At 57.1% G+C, this 21,069-nt stretch carries 16 protein-coding genes; 11 read left to right on the top strand and 5 right to left on the bottom strand.

The features are described 5' to 3' along the window. Window positions 1–7 precede the first annotated feature (7 nt). Window positions 8–1,159 (bottom strand): Gfo/Idh/MocA family protein, encoded by a 1,152-nt coding sequence (locus SK58_RS21505; protein ID WP_015572494.1) that lies wholly within the window; start codon window positions 1,157–1,159, stop codon window positions 8–10. A 192-nt stretch (window positions 1,160–1,351) separates the two neighbouring features. Here SK58_RS21505 and SK58_RS21500 point away from each other — a divergent pair, with 192 nt between their 5' ends. Further along, window positions 1,352–2,410 carry a LacI family DNA-binding transcriptional regulator gene (locus tag SK58_RS21500; RefSeq protein ID WP_048220412.1) on the top strand — a complete coding sequence of 353 codons (1,059 nt, stop codon included), beginning with the start codon at window positions 1,352–1,354 and terminating at the stop codon, window positions 2,408–2,410. Here SK58_RS21500 and msrA read toward each other — a convergent pair whose 3' ends face one another. Continuing rightward, window positions 2,411–3,052, bottom strand: a complete 642-nt coding sequence (gene msrA / locus SK58_RS21495; RefSeq protein ID WP_006810351.1) for a peptide-methionine (S)-S-oxide reductase MsrA — start codon at window positions 3,050–3,052, stop codon at window positions 2,411–2,413. Between the two features lie 224 nt (window positions 3,053–3,276). Here msrA and tamA point away from each other — a divergent pair, with 224 nt between their 5' ends. The 3 genes from tamA to SK58_RS21480 are packed head-to-tail and all read left to right on the top strand — an operon-like array spanning window position 3,277 to window position 9,130. Next, a complete protein-coding gene (gene tamA, locus SK58_RS21490; protein ID WP_017694656.1) occupies window positions 3,277–5,010 on the top strand; it encodes an autotransporter assembly complex protein TamA in 1,734 nt (577 codons plus the stop codon). Continuing rightward, window positions 5,007–8,783 carry an autotransporter assembly complex protein TamB gene (gene tamB, locus SK58_RS21485; RefSeq protein WP_048220411.1) on the top strand — a complete coding sequence of 1,259 codons (3,777 nt, stop codon included), beginning with the start codon at window positions 5,007–5,009 and terminating at the stop codon, window positions 8,781–8,783. The genes tamA and tamB overlap by 4 nt, the downstream gene beginning before the upstream one ends. A 2-nt stretch (window positions 8,784–8,785) precedes the next feature. After that, window positions 8,786–9,130, top strand: coding sequence for a gamma-glutamylcyclotransferase family protein (locus SK58_RS21480; RefSeq protein ID WP_017383925.1), 345 nt, complete (start codon window positions 8,786–8,788; stop codon window positions 9,128–9,130). Between the two features lie 141 nt (window positions 9,131–9,271). Here SK58_RS21480 and ppa read toward each other — a convergent pair whose 3' ends face one another. Beyond that, the gene (ppa, locus tag SK58_RS21475; protein WP_006810347.1) at window positions 9,272–9,802 is read right to left on the bottom strand and encodes an inorganic diphosphatase; all 531 of its coding nucleotides are present in this window, start codon (window positions 9,800–9,802) and stop codon (window positions 9,272–9,274) included. Window positions 9,803–10,111: 309 nt separating this feature from the next. Here ppa and ytfQ point away from each other — a divergent pair, with 309 nt between their 5' ends. From ytfQ to SK58_RS21450, 5 genes are all read left to right on the top strand, one after another. Next, window positions 10,112–11,068, top strand: a complete 957-nt coding sequence (ytfQ, locus tag SK58_RS21470) for a galactofuranose ABC transporter substrate-binding protein YtfQ (protein ID WP_017383924.1) — start codon at window positions 10,112–10,114, stop codon at window positions 11,066–11,068. A gap of 103 nt (window positions 11,069–11,171) precedes the next feature. Beyond that, a complete protein-coding gene (gene ytfR / locus SK58_RS21465) occupies window positions 11,172–12,674 on the top strand; it encodes a galactofuranose ABC transporter, ATP-binding protein YtfR (protein ID WP_017383923.1) in 1,503 nt (500 codons plus the stop codon). Between the two features lie 10 nt (window positions 12,675–12,684). Continuing rightward, a complete protein-coding gene (gene ytfT / locus SK58_RS21460) occupies window positions 12,685–13,710 on the top strand; it encodes a galactofuranose ABC transporter, ATP-binding protein YtfT (RefSeq protein WP_162184391.1) in 1,026 nt (341 codons plus the stop codon). Further along, window positions 13,697–14,698 (top strand): galactofuranose ABC transporter, permease protein YjfF, encoded by a 1,002-nt coding sequence (gene yjfF, locus SK58_RS21455; protein ID WP_017383921.1) that lies wholly within the window; start codon window positions 13,697–13,699, stop codon window positions 14,696–14,698. The genes ytfT and yjfF overlap by 14 nt, the downstream gene beginning before the upstream one ends. 93 nt (window positions 14,699–14,791) lie before the next feature. Further along, on the top strand, window positions 14,792–16,360 hold the full coding sequence (locus SK58_RS21450) for a methyl-accepting chemotaxis protein (protein WP_047637821.1): 1,569 nt from the start codon (window positions 14,792–14,794) through the stop codon (window positions 16,358–16,360). 36 nt (window positions 16,361–16,396) lie between these two features. Here SK58_RS21450 and fbp read toward each other — a convergent pair whose 3' ends face one another. Further along, on the bottom strand, window positions 16,397–17,395 hold the full coding sequence (gene fbp, locus SK58_RS21445) for a class 1 fructose-bisphosphatase (RefSeq protein WP_003856070.1): 999 nt from the start codon (window positions 17,393–17,395) through the stop codon (window positions 16,397–16,399). A gap of 179 nt (window positions 17,396–17,574) precedes the next feature. Between fbp and mpl the strand changes: the two genes are divergently transcribed. Further along, window positions 17,575–18,948, top strand: a complete 1,374-nt coding sequence (gene mpl / locus SK58_RS21440; protein ID WP_017694649.1) for a UDP-N-acetylmuramate:L-alanyl-gamma-D-glutamyl-meso-diaminopimelate ligase — start codon at window positions 17,575–17,577, stop codon at window positions 18,946–18,948. Between the two features lie 104 nt (window positions 18,949–19,052). Here the strand turns inward: mpl and yjgA are convergent, their stop codons facing one another. Beyond that, on the bottom strand, window positions 19,053–19,604 hold the full coding sequence (gene yjgA, locus SK58_RS21435; RefSeq protein WP_017383918.1) for a ribosome biogenesis factor YjgA: 552 nt from the start codon (window positions 19,602–19,604) through the stop codon (window positions 19,053–19,055). Between the two features lie 95 nt (window positions 19,605–19,699). Here yjgA and pmbA point away from each other — a divergent pair, with 95 nt between their 5' ends. Further along, window positions 19,700–21,052: a metalloprotease PmbA gene (gene pmbA, locus SK58_RS21430; protein WP_015572506.1), complete on the top strand. Its 1,353-nt coding sequence runs from the start codon at window positions 19,700–19,702 to the stop codon at window positions 21,050–21,052. Window positions 21,053–21,069 lie beyond the last annotated feature (17 nt).

Genomic DNA, 21,069 nt, shown 5'->3' with positions numbered 1-21,069 from the left:
TCCGGTGTTACCAAGTACCCGCGGCATCCAGCGTGATGCTGGTGGCCCCTTTATCTACAGAGGTGCTGATGCGCTGCTGAAGCAGGCGCAGGTATTGCTTTTCGTTTAGCGGTAGCTCAACCCAGTCGTCCGTCCAGGTGGAGAGGTGCATGGCGTTAGAGAGGGTTAAACCGCGAATGCCGTCCAGACCCGGTGCAATCAACGGCTCGCCGCGCAGCACGGCGGCGCAGAAGTTGGCGGTGATGACGTGGTGCTCGCTGTATTCCGGGGCTACAGGGACAGAAACCTCCCAGCATTCCGGCTCACCGAAGCCATTCTGCCAGCGAGCGTTAAACTCGGTTTCCGATTCGCGCAGCCGCCAGTAGCGCAGTTTGCCCTCGTCGACGACCACTTTGCCGCGATCGCCGACAATCTCCAGGCGGTTGGTGCCCGGCGTTTCCGCGACGGTGGTGATGAACACGCCGGTCGCACCGCTGGCGTATTCGGCGTAGGCGGTCACCTCGTCTTCCACTTCGATATCGCGATGCTTACCGAACTGGCAAAACGCGCGCAGACGAACCGGCATGCCCACCAGCCACTGCCAGAGATCGAGCTGGTGCGGGTCCTGGTTGAGCAGCACGCCGCCGCCTTCCCCTTTCCAGGTGGCGCGCCAGCCGCCGGAGTTGTAGTAACTCTGCGAGCGATACCAGTTGGTGATGATCCAGTTGGAGCGGCGGATCTCGCCCAGCTCGCCGCTGTCGATCAGATCTTTCACTTTCTGATACAGCGGGTTGGGCCGCTGGTTATACATGATGCCGAACACCACGTCGCACTCCCGGGCGCAGGCGTTCATCTCCTGGACCTGCGCGGTGTAGACGCCTGCTGGCTTCTCACACAGGGTATGAATGCCGTGGCGCATCGCCAGCATCGACAGGTGCGGGTGATCGTAATGCGGCGTGGCGACAATGACCGCATCGATAAGCCCGCTCTGGAGCATCTCCTGCGCATCACTGAACAGCGGAATGCCACCAACCAGCTGCCGAATGGCCGGATGCTTTTCCGGCGCGTTATCGCACACCGCCGTAAGGCAGGCGTCGCTGACGGTTCCGGCCAGTAAATAGCGTGCGTGGACCGTACCGATATTACCTATACCAATAATGCCAAAACGTACCTTCTCCATGTCTCACCTTAATTTCAGCCAAAAAGCGTGATGACCGAAAAATAGGAAAGGCGAGACGTAGCGACAATGTGTTTTTGTGAGAATACTCGCAAGGTGAATAAGTAAACTCCAACCATTTTGAAATTTGGTTTTAAAATCAAAGCGCTGTTTCTGCAAATATTTGCAAAAACTGATTGAGAGCGAGGTCACACTATGCCGGGCAAGTTAAAAATGGAGGAGATCGCATCCCTGACGGGATATTCCGTGAGCACGGTTTCCAGGGTGTTGAGCGGCAAGTCTTATACCAGCGATAAGGCCCGGGAAGCCATTGTCCGCATCGCACGGGAGCTTGGCGTGCTGGAGTCGATGGCGAGCGGACGGCTTTTAATTAACGGAATCGCTGTATTTGCGCCTGAAAGAACGTTTCAGGGGCGTGGGGATATTTTTTATCTGGAAGTGACCAAAGGCATTGCGGAAGCCAGCGCGCCACATAATGTCTGGATCAGTTATTGCGGATTAGAGGAACAAAATGCGGACGTGAAATTATTTATGGAAAAGGCAAGCCATAAAAATATTAACGCAATAATTATCATTGGTACGGATGATTCCACCATATTTAAGCTGGCCAGCACGCTGAATAAACCCTGTGTATTAATTAATTCCGTTGACCGGGACCGGATGCTGGATTCGGTTTCCCCCGATCATCGCGCAATCGGCTTTACCACGATGCAATATCTTTTCGAGCAGGGGCATCGCCGGGTGCTGACCATTACCTGTTTACGCCGGGACACGCTCTATGCCCGGCTGGATGGAATTAAAGAAGCGTACCGGCATTTTCATGTGGCGTTTGAGCCGCAGCGGGATTTACTGGTCACGGAGTGGTTTACCGCTGAAGAGGCTGAGCGCGAGCTGGATGCGTGGCTGTTACGTCACGACAGAGCGCAGTGGCCTGAGGTCATTTTTCCCAACAGCACCAGCATGACCGAGGGTGTGCTGAAGGCGTTACAGCGGCATGGGCTGCGCGTGCCGGAAGACATCTCCATCATCACCACCGATTTTGCGTGGAATTTAGCAAACCGGCTTGAAAAGCCCATTACGGGGATCACGGTGCCCTGTCGGGATTTGGGTATAGAAGCGGTGCATTTGCTGCAAACGCGGCTCAACCGACCACAGGCGCCAGTGTTTAACCTGCTGTTGCAGGGAAAAGTCATTGATTACGGTTCGGTGAGTAATGCCACGCGCCACGCGGCTCGCGTGGCGCTGTTGCAGTAATCAGGCCTGCTGGGGAGGCAGGCAAACGCCAATGCCGCCGATACCGCAGTAGCCGTACGGATTTTTATGCAGGTACTGCTGGTGGTCGTCTTCGGCATAGTAGAACGGTTTCGCGGTAGCGATTTCCGTCGTGACCTGACGTTTATCACCGGCCGCCTGCATCGCTTCCTGGAAACGCGTCAGGCTGGCGTGGGCGGCGGCCTCCTGCTCTGGGGTGAGCGGGTAGATGGCCGAACGGTATTGGGTGCCGTGATCGTTACCCTGACGCATGCCCTGCGCCGGGTCATGGTTTTCCCAGAACACCTGGAGCAGCTGTTCATAGCTAATGACGCTCGGGTCATACACCACACGCACCGCTTCAGCATGACCGGTCTCACCGGAACAGACTTCGCGGTAGGTTGGGTTAGGCGTATATCCTCCGGTGTAGCCCGCAGCGGTGCTGTACACGCCCGGCAGTTGCCAGAACAGGCGTTCTACGCCCCAGAAGCAACCCATGGCAAACAGGGCGATCTCCATTCCATCAGGAACGTTTGTCATTGAATGGTTGTTTACGGCGTGTAATGTTGCCACTGGCATAGGGGTGTTGCGTCCCGGTAACGCATCGGCTTGTGATACCAGATGCTTTTTATCGAATAAACTCACGGTGGGGCCTCCCGGGTAGCGTTGTTTCGGTTAAGGTTGTCACGAAGCGTTTAATTGAACACAATAAATGCGATGAATGAGTCTAGATTTAATCATAAGAAATATTTGGGTGTTACACCCTTTTTCAACCCGTAATTTGGGTTTTTGGCTTTCAGGCCGTATTTTGCCGCGGAGCGGCACTGCATTTGCTTCCAGGGTGGAAACAGGGATATTCAGGAGAAAACGTGACAAAGATCCGCCAGTTATGTTTAGTCAGTTTAATGCTGACCAGCGGGATTGCCAGCGCGGCGAATGTCCGTTTGCAGGTTGAGGGGTTATCCGGGGCGCTGGAAAAAAACGTGCGTGCGCAGCTTTCTACTATCCAGAGCGATGAGGTCACGCCGGATCGGCGTTTTCGCGCGCGCGTGGATGACGCCATCCGCGAAGGCTTAAAGGCGTTGGGGTACTACGAACCCACCATCGATTTCGATTTACGCCCGCCGCCGGCGAAAGGACGCCAGGTGTTGATTGCCCGCGTCTCGCCGGGCGAACCCGTCCTGATTGGCGGCACGAACGTGGTGTTGCGCGGCGGTGCGCGCACCGATCGGGACTACCTGGATCTGCTCAGCACCCGTCCGAAAGTGGGCACCGTGCTCAATCACGGGGATTACGATCGTTTTAAAAAATCCTTAACCAGCGTTTCGCTGCGCAAAGGCTACTTCGACAGCCGGTTCAACAAAAGCCAGCTGGGCGTTGCGCTTGAGCGACGTCAGGCATTCTGGGATATCGATTACGACAGCGGCGAGCGCTACCGGTTTGGCGATGTGACCTTCGAAGGATCGCAAATCCGTGACGAGTATCTGCAAAATCTGGTGCCGTTTAAAAAGGGCGACTACTACCAGTCCAGCGACCTGGGCGAGCTGAACCGTCGTTTGTCCGCGACGGGCTGGTTTAACTCCGTGGTGGTAGCGCCGGAATTTGATAAATCCCGTAAAACGAAAGTGTTACCGCTGCATGGCGTGGTCTCTCCGCGCACCGAGAACACCATTGAGACCGGTGTTGGCTACTCCACGGACGTCGGCCCGCGCGTGAAAGCCTCATGGAAAAAACCGTGGATGAACTCCTACGGCCACAGCCTGACCACCAGCGTCAGCCTGTCTGCGCCTGAACAGCAGCTGGACTTCAGCTATAAAATGCCGCTGCTGAAAAATCCGCTTGAGCAATACTACCTCGTGCAGGGCGGCTTTAAGCGTACCGATTTGAACGATACCGAGCAGGACTCGACGACGCTTGCGGTATCACGCTTCTGGGATCTCTCCAGCGGCTGGCAGCGCGCCATTAACCTGCGCTGGAGCCTCGACCACTTTACCCAGGCAAACGTCACCAACACCACCATGCTGCTTTATCCGGGCGTGATGATCAGCCGTACCCGCTCGCGCGGTGGCCTGATGCCGACCTGGGGCGATTCTCAGCGCTACTCCATCGATTACTCCAACACCGCCTGGGGCTCCGATGTAGACTTCTCCGTCTTTCAGGCGCAAAACGTCTGGATCCGCACGCTGTACGACAAACACCGCTTTGTGATGCGCGGTAATCTCGGCTGGATCGAAACCGGTGATTTCGAACGCGTCCCGCCGGATCTGCGCTTCTTCGCCGGGGGCGACCGCAGCATTCGCGGGTATAAGTACAAATCGATCTCACCTGAAAACGACAAAGGCCAGTTGACCGGAGCGTCAAAACTGGCGACTGGCTCGCTGGAGTACCAGTACAACGTCAGCGGCAAGTGGTGGGGAGCGATGTTCGTTGACGGCGGTGAAGCGGTGAACGATATCCGCCGCAGCGATTTCAAAACCGGCGCGGGCGTAGGCGTGCGCTGGCAGTCACCGGTCGGGCCCATCAAGCTCGATTTCGCCGTTCCGGTGGGCGACAAAGACGAACACGGTTTACAGTTTTACATCGGTCTGGGGCCTGAATTATGAGTTTATGGAAGAAGATAAGCCTCGGGGTGCTGATTTTTATCGTATTACTGCTCGGTACGGTGGCGTTTCTGGTGGGCACCACCACGGGCCTGCATTTGCTGTTTAACGCCGCGAACCGCTGGGTGCCGGGGCTGGAAATCGGCCAGGTAACGGGCGGCTGGCGCGATCTGCGCCTGAAAAATATCCGTTATGAACAGCCCGGCGTGGCGGTGAACGCGGGCGAGTTTCATCTGGCGGTCAAGCTCGGCTGCCTGCGGGACAGCCAGCTGTGCGTAAACGATCTGTCGCTAAAAGACGTTAACGTGGCGATAGATTCCAAAAAAATGCCGAGGTCCGAGCCTGTCGATGAAGAGGACAGCGGCCCGCTGAACCTCTCCACGCCGTACCCGATTGCGCTTTACCGGGTCGCACTGGATAACGTGAATATCAAAATCGACGACACGACGGTATCCGTGATGGATTTCACCTCTGGTCTGCGCTGGCAGGAGAAAAACCTCACTCTGACCCCAACCTCCCTGCAAGGGCTGCTGATTGCGCTACCGAAGGTGGCCGACGTGGCGCAGGAAGAGATCGTCGAGCCGAAGATCCAGAACCCGCAGCCGGAAGAAAAACCGCTGGGCGAAACGCTGAAAGATCTCTTCTCGAAACCGGTTCTGCCGGAGATGACCGACGTGCATCTGCCGCTGAACCTCAATATCGAAGAGTTTAAGGGCGAGCAGTTGCGTCTGACCGGCGATACCGATCTGACGGTCTTCAACATGCTGCTTAAAGTCAGCAGTATCGACGGCAACATGAAGCTCGACGCGCTGGATATTGATACTAACCAGGGGTCGGTCAACGCCTCAGGCAATGCGCTACTGCGTGACAACTGGCCGGTAGATATTACGCTGAACAGCGCCCTGAACATCGATCCGCTGAAAGGCGAAAAGGTGAAGGTGAAAGTCGGCGGCGCGCTGCGCGAGAAGCTGGAGTTCGGCGTGAACCTCTCCGGACCGGTGGATATGGTGCTGCGCGGGCAAACCCAGCTGGCAGAGGCCGGTTTACCGCTCAACCTTGAGGTTGTCAGCAAGCAGCTTTACTGGCCGTTCACCGGCGAAAAACAGTTCCAGGCTGACGATCTGAAGCTGAAGCTGAGTGGCAAAATGACCGACTACACGCTGTCGTTCCGCACGGCAGTGAAGGGGCAGGGGGTACCGCCCGCCGATATCACCCTGGATGCGAAGGGTAACGAGTTGCAGGTTAACCTCGACAAGCTGACCGTGGCGGCGCTGGAAGGAAAAACCGAGCTGACCGCGCTGCTCGACTGGCAGCAGGCGATCAGCTGGCGCGGCGAGCTGAAGCTGACCGGGATCAACACCGCTAAAGAGGTCCCGGACTGGCCGTCAAAACTGGATGGCCTGATCAAAACCCGCGGTAGCCTGTACGGTGGCACCTGGCAGATGGACGTGCCGGAACTCAAGCTCACCGGCAACGTGAAGCAGAACAAAGTCAACGTAGAGGGCTCGCTTAAGGGCAACAGCTATCTCCAGTGGGTGATCCCGGGCCTGCACGTGGCGCTGGGTCGCAACACGGCGGATATCAAAGGCGAGCTGGGCGTGAAAGACCTCAATCTGGATGCCACCATCGACGCGCCAAATCTCGATAACGCCCTGCCGGGTCTTGGCGGCACGGCGAAGGGGTTAGTGAAGGTTCGCGGTACGGTGGAGGCGCCGCAGCTGCTGGCGGACATCACCGCCAATAACCTGCGCTGGCAGGAACTTTCTATTGCCCGCGTGCGTGTCGAGGGAGACGTGAAATCCACCGATCAGATCGGCGGAAACCTGGATCTGCGCGTGGAGCGTATCTCTCAGCCGGACGTGAACATCAGTCTGGTCACGCTGGCGGCAAAAGGTAACGAAAAGCAGCACGATCTCCAGCTACGCGTGCAGGGCGAGCCGGTCTCCGGGCAGCTGCACCTTACGGGCAGTTTTGACCGCCAGGCGACGCGCTGGAAAGGCGTGCTGGATAACACCCGCTTCAGCACGCCGGTCGGCCCGCTGGTGCTGTCGCGGTCTGTCGCGCTGGATTACCGCAACGCGGAGCAAAAGATCAGCATTGGGCCACACTGCTGGACCAACCCGAATGCTGAGCTGTGCGTGCCGCAGACCATTGATGCGGGCGCGGAAGGACATGCGCAGATCAACCTCAACCGTTTCGACCTGGCGATGCTGAAACCGTTTATGCCGGAAACCACCCAGGCCAGCGGGGTCTTCAGCGGTAAAGCGGACGTCGCGTGGGACACCACCAAAGAGGGACTGCCGCAGGGCAGCGTTACCCTCTCCGGGCGTAACGTGAAGGTGACGCAGGAGGTCAATGACGCGCCGCTGCCGGTGGCGTTCGACACCCTGAATGTGAACGCTGACCTGCGTAACAATCGTGCGGAACTGGGATGGCTGATCCGCCTGACCAACAACGGTCAGTTTGACGGACAGGTGCAAATTACCGATCCGCAAGGGCGGCGCAATCTCGGCGGCAACGTCAATATTCGTAACTTCAACCTGGCGATGGTGAATCCGATCTTCTCGCGGGGAGAAAAGGCGGCGGGGATGCTCAGCGCCAACCTGCGTCTGGCGGGGGATGCGCAAAGCCCGCAGCTGTTTGGCCAGATGCGGTTAAACGGTGTGGACATTGACGGTAACTTTATGCCGTTCGATATGCAGCCAAGCCAGCTGACGATGAACTTTAACGGCCAAAGCTCAACCCTCAGTGGCTCAGTGCTGACGCAGCAGGGACAAATCAACCTGAGCGGTGACGCAGACTGGAGCCAGCTCGACAACTGGCGCGCCCGTATTGCGGCCAAGGGCAGCAGGGTGCGTATCACGGTACCGCCGATGGTGCGCCTGGACGTGTCGCCAGACGTGGTCTTTGAGGCAACGCCGAGTCTCTTCACCCTGGACGGCCGTGTCGACGTACCGTGGGCGCGCATCGTGGTTCACGAGGTGCCGGAAAGCGCGGTTGGCGTCTCCAGTGATGAAGTTATGCTCAATGAAAATCTGAAACCTGTTGAACAGAAGAGCGCTGGCATACCGATCAATAGTAATCTTATCGTGCACGTGGGGAATAACGTGCGTTTGGACGCGTTTGGGCTGAAGGCGAGACTCACGGGTGACCTGAAAGTGGCGCAGGATCAACAGGGGCTTGGCCTCAATGGACAAATCAATATTCCTGAAGGGCGCTTCCATGCCTACGGGCAGGATTTGATTGTGCGTAAAGGCGAGCTGCTGTTCTCCGGTCCACCGGATCAGCCGGTACTCAATATCGAAGCGATCCGTAACCCGGAAGCCACCGAAGATGATGTGATTGCAGGCGTGCGCGTGACGGGCTCCGCCGATGAACCTAAGGCAGAGATCTTCTCTGACCCGGCCATGTCGCAACAGGAAGCGCTCTCTTACCTCTTGCGCGGCCAGGGTCTGGATAGCCAACAGGGCGATGGTGCGGCAATGACATCAATGTTAGTCGGTCTGGGGGTTGCACAAAGTGGTCAGGTTGTGGGTAAAATCGGCGAGACGTTTGGCGTAAGCAATCTGGCGCTGGACACTCAGGGCGTGGGTGACTCTTCGCAGGTAGTGGTCAGCGGCTATGTACTGCCGGGTCTACAGGTAAAATATGGCGTGGGGATCTTTGACTCACTGGCTACACTCACGTTACGTTATCGCCTGATGCCTAAGCTATATCTGGAAGCAGTGTCCGGCGTAGACCAGGCACTTGATCTGCTCTATCAGTTTGAGTTTTAGCAATGCGAATATTTGTTTACGGCAGTTTACGAACCAGGCAAGGCAACAGCCACTGGATGACCAACGCCCAGTTGCTGGGAAATTACACAATCGAAAACTACCAGTTGTACAGTCTGGGCCACTATCCAGGCGCGGTTCCGGGGAACGGAACGGTACAGGGTGAGGTTTATCGTATTGATAATGCTACGCTGGCCGAACTTGATGCCTTGCGCACCAGGGGCGGTGAATACGCTCGCCAGTTGATCCAGACGCCTTACGGCAGTGCATGGATGTACGTGTACCAACGTTCGGTCGACGGGTTAACGTTGATTGAAAGCGGTAACTGGTTAGACAGAGACCAGTTCTGAAAAACGACAACGCCACCGTAAGGTGGCGTTGTCGTTTTGCGCCTCTTGCTGATTGTAGGCCCGTGCAAGCGTAGCGCCGCCGGGCGCATCGACAGGCACAAAAAAGCCCCGACGCGCGGGGCTTAGTCTCAGCAGTAAGAATTACTTCTTAGCCGCACGCTCGAAAGAGGCGATGATTTCTGCTTTCGCCGCTTCTGCGTTATCCCAGCCTTCAACTTTAACCCATTTGCCTTTTTCGAGATCTTTGTAGTGCTCGAAGAAGTGGGCGATCTGCGCTTTCAGCAGCTCTGGCAGGTCGTTCACATCTTTAATGTGATCGTACTCTTTGCTCAGCTTGGTGTGCGGTACGGCAACCAGTTTCGCATCTTCACCCGCTTCGTCAGTCATTTTCAGCACGCCAACAGGACGGCAGCGAATGACGGAGCCTGGCTGCAATGGATATGGCGTTGGGACCAGTACGTCAACCGGGTCACCGTCCAGAGACAGAGTGTGGTTGATGTAGCCGTAGTTGCACGGATAGAACATGGCGGTAGACATGAAACGGTCAACGAACAGCGCACCGGTGTCTTTGTCGATTTCGTATTTGATTGGATCTGCGTTGGCCGGGATTTCGATCACAACGTAGATGTCTTCTGGCAGTTCTTTACCCGCAGGGACGTTGAGTAAGCTCATGTCGGTGTCCTTTAAAATGGATGGTAAACAAGTGGCAGGTATTATAGCCAACTGGCGCTGAAAGTCTCCGCCTGTTTTCGTCTTCTCTCCCTCGCGCCTTCACTTTTCGGACCGTTTCCATGACAGGATAATCCATAAACTCAGCCGCATTTTAAATGTTGAAATGAAAGCGATTACAAACTTGTGATTAACGTTTTATTCACTTTTCTGAAGTGTGATGTAACGCAATCCGTAACATATTCCATTGGCTATAGTTCATCCGCGGAACATCTTTTAACCAACAATAACCTACCCTACGAGGACGTTCATATGTGGAAGCGCTTACTTCTTGTTACAGCAGTTTCGGCAGCCATGTCGTCTATGGCGATGGCCGCACCCTTAACCGTTGGATTTTCGCAGGTCGGATCTGAATCTGGCTGGCGCGCCGCTGAAACGAATGTGGCGAAAAGTGAGGCCGAAAAGCGCGGTATTACGCTGAAAATCGCCGATGGTCAGCAAAAGCAAGAGAACCAGATTAAAGCGGTGCGCTCGTTTATCGCTCAGGGCGTGGATGCCATCTTTATTGCCCCGGTTGTCGCCACGGGCTGGGAGCCGGTGCTGAAGGAAGCCAAAGATGCTGAAATTCCGGTCTTCCTGCTCGACCGTTCCATCGACGTAAAAGACAAATCTCTCTATATGACCACCGTCACCGCCGATAACGTGCTGGAAGGCAAACTGATTGGTGACTGGCTGGTGAAGCAGGTGGATGGCAAGCCGTGTAACGTGGTTGAGTTGCAGGGCACCGTCGGAGCGAGCGTGGCTATCGACCGTAAGAAAGGTTTCGCGGAGGCCATCGCTAAAGCACCAAACATCAAAATCATCCGTTCTCAGTCCGGCGACTTCACCCGTAGCAAGGGTAAAGAGGTCATGGAAAGCTTCATCAAGGCAGAAAATAACGGCAAAAATATCTGCATGGTTTACGCCCACAACGACGACATGGTGATCGGCGCCATCCAGGCCATCAAAGAAGCGGGCCTGAAGCCGGGCAAAGATATCCTCACCGGCTCGATCGACGGCGTACCGGACATCTACAAAGCGATGATTGACGGCGAAGCGAACGCCAGCGTGGAGCTGACGCCAAATATGGCGGGCCCGGCATTCGATGCGCTGGAGAAATTCAAGAAAGACGGCACCCAGCCTGAGAAGTTGACCATCACCAAATCCACGCTCTACCTGCCGGACACGGCGAAAGAAGAGTTAGAGAAGAAGAAAAATATGGGCTACTGATCCAGTGAAATTGCCGGGTGGCGCTGCGCTTACCCGGCCTACGATACGCTCTTTTGTAGGCCGGATAAGCGTAGCGTCATCCGGCCTGATGCAGGGGGAAACCATGACCACCGAACAACACCAGGAAATCCTCCGCACAGAGGGCCTGAGTAAATTTTTCCCTGGCGTTAAGGCGCTGGATAACGTTGATTTCAGCCTGCGGCGTGGGGAGATCATGGCGTTGCTCGGCGAAAACGGGGCGGGGAAGTCGACGCTGATTAAAACCCTGACCGGGGTCTATCACGCCGATCGCGGCGCTATCTGGCTGGAAGGTAACGCCATTTCGCCCAAAAACACCGCGCATGCCCAGCAACTGGGGATCGGCACGGTCTACCAGGAAGTGAACCTGCTGCCAAACATGTCGGTAGCGGATAACCTGTTTATTGGCCGCGAACCCAGACGTTTTGGCCTGCTGCGCCGCAAAGAGATGGAAGCGCGCGCCGCGAAGCTGATGGAATCGTATGGCTTCTCTCTCGACGTGCGCGAACCGCTGAACCGTTTTTCCGTAGCGATGCAGCAAATCGTCGCGATCTGTCGCGCTATCGATCTCTCGGCGAAAGTGCTGATCCTCGATGAACCCACCGCCAGCCTCGATACCCAGGAAGTGGAGATGCTTTTTACCCTGATGCGCCAGCTGCGTAATCAGGGCGTCAGCCTGATTTTCGTGACGCATTTCCTCGATCAGGTTTACGAGGTGAGCGACCGTATAACGGTGCTGCGCAACGGCAGCTTTGTCGGCTGCCGGGAAACCCGCGAGCTGCCGCAGATAGAGCTGGTCAAAATGATGCTGGGCCGCGAGCTCGAGACCAACGCGCTTCAGCGCGCGGGCCGTACGCTGCTGAGCGAAAAACCGATCGCCGCGTTTCACGATTACGGCAGAAAAGGGACCATCGCGCCGTTTAACCTCGAGGTACGCCCCGGTGAAATTGTGGGTCTGGCGGGGCTGTTAGGCTCCGGGCGCACCGAAACCGCCGAAGTCATCTTCGGGATCAAACCTGCCGACAGCGGAACGGCGCTGATCAAAGGCAAACCACAAACGCTACGTTCACCGCATCAGGCGTCGTGCCTCGGCGTGGGCTTCTGCCCGGAGGACAGGAAAACGGACGGGATTATTGCCGCCGCCTCGGTGCGGGAAAACATCATTCTGGCGCTACAGGCCCAGCGCGGCTGGCTGCGTCCGATCCCTAAGCGCGAGCAGAACGCGATTGCCGAGCGCTTCATCCGCCAGCTCGGTATACGTACCCCGAGCGCGGAACAGCCCATCGAGTTCCTCTCGGGCGGTAACCAGCAGAAGGTTCTCCTCTCGCGCTGGCTGCTCACCAAACCGCAATTCCTGATCCTCGACGAGCCCACGCGCGGTATCGACGTGGGCGCGCACGCCGAAATCATCCGGCTTATCGAAACGCTCTGCGCCGACGGTCTGGCGCTGCTGGTGATCTCGTCCGAGCTGGAGGAGCTGGTCGGCTATGCCGATCGCGTCATCATCATGCGCGATCGCAGGCAGGTGGCAGAGATCCCGCTGGATAAACTGTCGGTACCGGCGATCATGAATGCCATCGCGGCGTAAGGAGTCAAATGTGATGTCCCGTTCTCTTTCGCAAACTGGCGAAGCGAAGCGCCGCTTCACCTGGCCGACCGGCACGCCGCAAATCGTGGCGCTGCTGCTGGTGCTGCTGGTGGATAGCCTGGTGGCTCCGCATTTTTTCCAGATCGTCGTGCAGGATGGCCGCCTGTTTGGTAGCCCGATCGACATCTTAAACCGTGCCGCGCCAGTGGCGCTGCTGGCGATTGGTATGACGCTGGTCATTGCCACCGGCGGGATCGACCTCTCCGTCGGTGCGGTAATGGCGATTGCGGGCGCCACCGCCGCCTCGATGACCGTCGCCGGGCACAGCCTGCCGGTGGTTCTGCTGGCCGCGCTGGGCTCCGGTGTATTAGCCGGGCTATGGAACGGCATTCTGGTCGCAGTGCTCAAGATCCAGCCGTTTGTCGCGACGTTGATTTTGATGGTGGCCGGGCGCGGTGTAGCGCAGCTTATCACCTCCGGTCAAATCGTCACCTTTAACTCCCCGAGCCTGTCGTGGATCGGCAGCGGTAATTTTCTGTTCTTCCCGACGCCGGTGATCGTCGCGCTGGTGACGCTGGTGGTGTTCTGGCTTTTCACCCGCAAAACGGCGCTCGGGATGTTCATCGAAGCGGTGGGGATTAACATTCGGGCCGCGAAAAACGCCGGGGTAAATACGCGGCTGATGGTGATGCTGACTTACGTGCTGAGCGGCGTCTGTGCTGCGATTGCCGGGGTGATCGTGGCCGCCGATATTCGCGGAGCGGATGCCAATAACGCCGGACTCTGGCTCGAGCTGGATGCGATCCTCGCGGTGGTTATCGGCGGTGGATCGCTGATGGGCGGACGTTTTAATCTGCTGCTCTCGGTGGTGGGGGCGTTGATTATTCAGGGTATGAATACCGGTATTTTGCTCTCCGGGTTCCAGCCGGAGCTGAATCAGGTCGTCAAAGCGGTCGTGGTGCTTATCGTACTTATCGTGCAGTCGCCGCGCTTTATCACTCTCATTAAGGGGAACCGCGGTCATGATAAAACGTAATTTGCCGTTAATGATCACGCTGGGCGTGTTCGTGCTGGGGTACCTCTATTGCCTGACCCAGTTCCCGGGCTTCGCCTCCACGCGGGTGATTTGCAACATCCTGACCGACAATGCCTTTTTAGGCATTATCGCCGTCGGCATGACGTTTGTGATCCTCTCCGGCGGGATCGACCTCTCCGTTGGGTCGGTGATCGCCTTTACCGGCGTGTTCCTTGCCAAGGCGATTGGCTTTTGGGGGATTTCGCCGCTGCTGGCTTTTCCGCTGGTGCTGGTCATGGGCTGCGCGTTCGGCGCCTTTATGGGGCTTTTGATCGATGCGCTGAAAATCCCGGCCTTTATCATCACCCTCGCCGGGATGTTCTTCCTGCGCGGCGTGAGCTATCTGGTGTCGGAGGAGTCAATTCCGATAAACCATCCGATCTACGACACGCTCTCCAGTCTGGCGTGGAAAATCCCCGGCGGGGGGCGCCTGAGCGCAATGGGGCTGCTGATGCTGGGCGTGGTGGTGATCGGGATCTTCCTCGCCCACCGTACCCGATTTGGTAACCAGGTTTATGCCATTGGCGGCAGCGCCACGTCCGCGAACCTGATGGGAATTTCCACGCGCAGCACGACTATTCGCATCTACATGCTTTCGACCGGGCTGGCCACCCTCGCGGGGATTGTATTCTCGGTTTATACCCAGGCAGGCTATGCCCTGGCGGGGGTGGGCGTTGAGCTGGACGCCATTGCCTCGGTAGTGATTGGCGGTACGCTGCTCAGCGGCGGAGTGGGGACAGTCCTCGGCACGCTGTTTGGCGTGGCGATCCAGGGGCTGATTCAGACCTATATCAACTTCGACGGCACGCTCAGCTCCTGGTGGACCAAAATCGCCATCGGCATTCTGCTGTTTATTTTTATCGCGCTCCAGCGCGGCCTGACGGTGCTGTGGGAGAACCGCCAGAGCTCGCCTGTTACCCGGGTGAATACATCTTTAACAGAGCGATAACATGCTGAAATTGCTTAAACTCTAAACATTTTCCGGTAGCGGCCGATATTCTTTTTTTATGCCCAGAAATATCTCGCTACCGGAAATAACATCATGCTTAAAACGCTATCGATTCGTACCGGCTTGCTCTCTTTACTGGCCGTTATGACCCTTCTGCTGCTGATTGTCAGCGGCATCGGCATTTATGCCCTTACACAAAGTTCCGCTTCTCTCCAGCGCATCAATCATCTTCAGGGTGAACAGATGGTGCAGCTGAATGCCGGCTATACGCTGATCCTGCGCGCGCGTAACGAAGCGGGGCAGGCCGTCCGCATGATGGAGGTCGGCCTGCTGGACGATGCGGCCAGGGCGGTCAAAACCATTAACCAGGAAGTGGCGCTGGCACAGAAAACGCTGAAGGACGTGATCGGCAGCGGCGTGGCGGATGAGCAGGGGCAAAAGCTGCTGGATAACGTTGCCGCGAGTCTGGCGGTGTACAACCAGCAGGGTATCAGCCCGATGCTGAAAGCCCTGAACGAGCAAAGCGCGGACAGCTATTACGATCTGCTGGAAAACAAGCTGGTCCCGGTGGCGAAGCAGTTTGATAACGATATGCAGGCGTTCCAGGCATGGAGCGAGGCGCGCGGTAAAGCGGAGGTGAGCGCCGTGCAGGCGAGTAAAACCCGCGTGCTGATCCTGATTATCGTCGCGGCGCTGCTGACGGCTGGCATTATCGTGCTGGCCTGGCTGGTGCTGCGCCATATGCTGCTCAAGCCGCTTTCAGCCTCGATTGCCCAGCTGGAACATGTGGCGGCCGGGGATTTAACCCATACCCTGAACGCGCCGGCGAGCCAGGAATTTAATCGCCTTAACGCGGTGATCGAAGGGATGCGCCAGTCGCTGATGGACTCGGTTCTGCGGGTGCGTGACGCCAGCTCGCAGATTGATACCGGCAGCCGCGAGCTGACGGCCGGGAATATGAACCTGGCCCAGCGCACGGAATCCACCGCCACCTCGCTGGAGCAGACGGCCGCCAGCATGGAAGAGATCACCGCCACGGTGAAACTTAACGCCGATAACGCCGAGCAGGCGCACCAGCTGGCGAAGTCGGTCTCCGATACCGCCGATCACGGCAGTGAAATGGTCTGCTATGTCATTGAGAAGATGCGCGACATCTCCGGCAGTTCGGCGCGCATCGCCGATATCCTGAGCGTCATCGACGGCATTGCCTTCCAGACCAATATTCTGGCGCTGAACGCCTCCGTTGAAGCGGCGCGTGCGGGTGAGCAGGGGCGAGGTTTTGCGGTCGTGGCGGGTGAGGTGCGTAATCTCGCCAGCCGCAGTGCTGATGCGGCGAAAGAGATCCGCTCGCTTATCAGCGATTCGCAAACCCACGTGAACGAGGGCAGCGAGCTGGCGCAGCAGGCCGGTGAGACGATGGACGAGATCGCCACCGAAGTACTGCGTATGACCAAACTGATGCGTGAAATTGCGACGGCGTCCCAGGAGCAGAGCCGCGGTATTGAGCAGGTGAATATCGCCGTCAATCAGATGGATGAAACGGCGCAGCAAAATGCGGCGCTGGTCCAGCAATCATCTGCGGCAACTCGTTCCCTGGAGGAACAGTCGCGCGAGCTGATGGAAGCGATGGCTTCCTTCAAGCTGACGATGCAAACGGCCTGAAAAAAAGGGAGCCTGCCTGGCTCCCCTTTTCGTGCGTTACGCGTCCGGGAATTCGCGGATCATGCGTTCAACGTCATCCACCATATGGCGGTTGCCGACGAAGAATGAACGGCGCTGGTGCAGGCTTTCCGGCACGATATCCAGAATACGCTCTTTACCGTCGCTCGCCTTGCCGCCTGCCTGTTCGGCCAGGAACGCCATCGGGTTGCACTCGTACAGCAGACGCAGTTTTCCGTCCGGGTGGCTGGCGGTGCTTGGGTAGAGGTAAATACCGCCCTTCAGCAGGTTACGGTGGAAATCCGCCACCAGCGAGCCGATGTAACGCGAGGTGTATGGGCGCTGGGTGGCTTTATCCTCTTCCTGGCAGAATTTGATGTACTTCTTCACGCCGTTCGGGAATTTGATGTAGTTGCCTTCGTTGATGGAGTAGGTGTTGCCCTTCTCCGGGAAGCGCATACGCTCCTGGCACAGGCAGAACACGCCCAGGGACGGATCGTAGGTAAAGGCGTGTACGCCGCAGCCGGTGGTGTACACCAGCATGGTGGACGAGCCATACACCACATAACCGGCAGCAACCTGTTTACTGCCCGGTTGCAGGAAGTCTTCTTCCGTCACCGGTGTGCCAACCGGCGTGACGCGACGGTAGATGGAGAAAATGGTACCGACAGAAACGTTAACGTCGATGTTGGAGGAGCCGTCCAGCGGATCCATCAGAACAACGTATTTCGCGTGTTCACACCCTTCGAATACGACGATCTCATCTTCTTCTTCAGAGGCGATACCCGCAACGATGTCGCGCGCGCGCAGTGCAGCTTTCAGTTTTTCATTGGCGAACAGGTCGAGTTTCTGCTGAACCTCACCCTGAACGTTCTCGGCACCGCTGGCACCCAGGATATCGACCAGACCGGCCTTGTTGATATCGCGGTGGATGATCTTAGCGCCCAGCTTTATTGCCGACAGCAAAGCAGTGAGCTCACCCGTAGCATGAGAGAACTCGTGCTGCTTCTCGACAATAAATTCACCTAACGTTTTCATAACACTTTCCCTGCATCTTATGTTGAGTAAAGCGGTTGATGTCCAACAATCTTAACAAACATTCAAATATTAGCGCAGAGGTGAATCGCGCCAGCAAAATACGGATTTACCTGAAATGCGTTTCACAGCCGCTGACATGTGAGTAAAATGTGCGCCACATTGAAGAAGGATAGTGACGTATGCGCATTCATATATTGGGGATTTGTGGCACTTTCATGGGCGGACTGGCAATGCTGGCGCGCTCGCTGGGCCATGAAGTGACAGGTTCGGACGCCAATGTGTATCCGCCGATGAGCACGCTGCTCGAGAAGCAGGGAATTTCTCTGATTCAGGGATATGACGCCAGCCAGCTGGAGCCGCAGCCGGATCTGGTGATCGTGGGTAACGCCATGACCCGTGGGAATCCATGCGTTGAAGCGGTGCTGGAACGCAATATCCCGTACATGTCTGGCCCGCAGTGGCTGCATGATTTTGTCCTGCGCGACCGCTGGGTTGTCGCCGTTGCCGGGACGCACGGCAAAACCACCACCGCCGGTATGGCGACCTGGATCCTCGAAGCCTGCGGCTACAAGCCGGGCTTCGTGATCGGCGGCGTACCGGGGAATTTCGACGTCTCCGCGCGTCTGGGCGACAGCCCGTTCTTTGTGATTGAAGCGGATGAATACGACTGCGCGTTCTTCGACAAGCGCTCCAAGTTCGTGCATTACTGCCCACGCACGCTGATCCTCAACAACCTTGAGTTCGATCACGCGGATATCTTTGACGACCTGAAAGCGATTCAGAAACAGTTCCACCATCTGGTGCGCATTGTTCCGGGTCAGGGCCGCATTATCCTGCCGGAGAACGACATCAACCTGAAGCAGACTATGGCGATGGGGTGCTGGAGCGAGCAGGAGCTGGTTGGCGAGCAGGGGCACTGGCAGGCGAAAAAGCTCAACGCGGATGCCTCCGAATGGGAAGTGCTGCTCGACGGTGAGAAAGTGGGCGAGGTGAAGTGGGGCCTGGTGGGCGAGCACAACATGCACAACGGCCTGATGGCGATCGCCGCGGCGCGTCACGTGGGCGTACTGCCTGCGGATGCCGCCAATGCGCTGGGCTCGTTTATCAACGCCCGTCGCCGTCTGGAGCTGCGCGGTGAAGCCCACGGCGTTACCGTGTATGACGATTTCGCGCACCACCCAACGGCCATTCTGGCGACGCTTGCCGCATTGCGTGGCAAAGTTGGCGGCACCGCGCGCATTCTGGCCGTGCTGGAACCGCGTTCGAACACCATGAAAATGGGTATTTGCAAAGACGATCTCGCACCGTCCTTAGGGCGTGCCGACGAGGTCTTCCTGCTGCAACCGCAGCATATTCCGTGGCAGGTGGCCGAAGTGGCAGACGCCTGCATTCAGCCGGCGCACTGGAGTGCGGACGTGGATGTCTTAGCGGATATGGTGGTGAAAGCCGCACAGCCTGGCGATCACATTCTGGTGATGAGCAACGGTGGGTTTGGTGGGATCCATCAGAAGCTGCTGGACGGTCTGGCGAAGAAAGCCGCGGCCGCAGAGTAAAAAAAGCCCGGTGGCGCTAGCGCTTACCGGGCCTACATTTTTTCGCACGACCTTGTAGGCCGGATAAGGCGTTTACGCCGCCATCCGGCGCAAACCCGCACAGATTACTCTTCGTTCTCAGACAGCTCGCGCAGATACTGGAAAATCAGGCGCGCAGACTTCGGCGGCTTATTCCCTTCTTTCTCTTTCTTCGCGTTGCGGATCAGCGATCGCAGTTGCTGGCGGTCGGCATTCGGCCACAGGTTCAGCACTTCAGGTACCGCGTCATCACCTTGGTCGATCAAACGATCGCGGATCTGCTCCAGCTTATGGAACAGCGCAACCTGCTGATTGTGGCGGTTTTTCAGTTTGTCCAGCGCCTGACGGATCGGCTCCACGTCGCGCTGACGCAGCAGTTTACCGATAAGCTGAAGCTGGCGGCGACGCCCTTCTTTCTTGATTTTCTGTGCCAGTTCAATGGCATCACGCAGATCCTGGTCGAGCGGGATCTTATCCAGCGCGTTTTTACCCAGTTCTACCATTTCTGCGCCAAGCTGTTTTAACTCTTCGGCGTCACGTTTAATTTCACTTTTACTGACCCAGATGATCTCATCATCTTCGTCTTCGATGTCATCACCGGGAACGTCGTCGAGCCAGTCTTCGGGCTGCTTAGTCATGTCAGGCTCCTTAAAAAAAGAGGCTAATGTTACCAGTTAAGACGCGCACTGAAAAACGGTTCTCTGTTAGACTTCACTTAACTCTCTCTTACAGTATGGCATTTGCGATGAAAGTAACCTCACAAGTTGAAGCGCAGCGTAAGATCCTGGAAGAAGCCGTCTCCACCGCGCTGACGCTCGCTTCAGGTAAATCAGATGGCGCCGAAGTGGCGGTCAGCAAAACCACCGGCATTAGCGTGAGCACCCGCTATGGCGAAGTGGAGAATGTAGAATTTAACAGCGATGGCGCGCTGGGAATCACGGTGTATCACCAGAATCGTAAAGGCAGCGCGTCGTCTACCGATCTGAGCCCGGATGCCATCGCCCGTACGGTGCAGGCGGCGCTGGATATCGCGCGTTACACCTCCCCGGACCCTTACGCTGGCGTGGCCGATAAAGAGCTGCTGGCGTTTGACGCGCCGGATCTCGATCTGTTCCATCCCGCGGAAGTGACGCCGGATGAAGCCATTGAGCTGGCCGCGCGAGCCGAGCAGGCCTCTTTGCAGGCTGACAAACGCATCACCAATACCGAAGGCGGCAGCTTTAACAGCCACTACGGCATTAAAGTGTTTGGTAACTCCCATGGCATGTTGCAGGGGTACTGCTCAACCCGCCACTCGCTTTCCAGCTGCGTCATCGCCGAAGAAAACGGCGATATGGAGCGTGATTACGCGTATACCATTGGCCGCGCGCTGGGAGATTTGCAGTCTCCGGAGTGGGTGGGAAAAGCGTGCGCCGAACGCACGCTGTCACGCCTTTCGCCGCGTAAACTCTCCACCATGAAAGCGCCGGTCATTTTTGCCAACGAAGTGGCAACCGGCCTGTTTGGTCATCTGGTGGGAGCGATTGCGGGCGGTTCGGTGTACCGTAAATCGACCTTCCTGCTCGACTCGCTGGGCAAGCAGATCCTGCCGGAATGGCTGACCATCGAAGAGCACCCACACCTGCTGAAAGGGCTGGCCTCTACGCCGTTTGACAGCGAAGGCGTGCGCACGGAACGTCGTGATATCGTGAAAGACGGCATTCTGACCCAGTGGCTGCTGACCAACTACTCCGCGCGTAAGCTGGGGCTGAAAAGCACCGGGCACGCGGGCGGCATTCATAACTGGCGCATTGCCGGACAGGGCCTGAATTTTGAACAGATGCTGAAAGAGATGGGCACCGGCCTGGTGGTCACCGAGCTGATGGGGCAGGGCGTGAGCGGTATTACCGGCGACTACTCTCGCGGTGCAGCGGGCTTCTGGGTCGAAAACGGTGAAATTCAGTATCCGGTGAGCGAAATCACCATCGCCGGCAACCTGAAGGACATGTGGCGCAATATTGTTACGGTCGGTAACGATATTGAAACACGCAGCAATATTCAGTGTGGTTCTGTATTACTGCCGGAGATGAAAATCGCCGGGCAATAATCCCCGTAAAAGATTGA

The organism is Enterobacter sp. BIDMC93 (assembly GCF_001037805.1).
Lineage (GTDB): Bacteria > Pseudomonadota > Gammaproteobacteria > Enterobacterales > Enterobacteriaceae > Enterobacter > Enterobacter hormaechei_C.
Note: the sequence above shows the minus strand (reverse complement) of the source record. Positions and strands in the feature narration are given on the sequence as shown.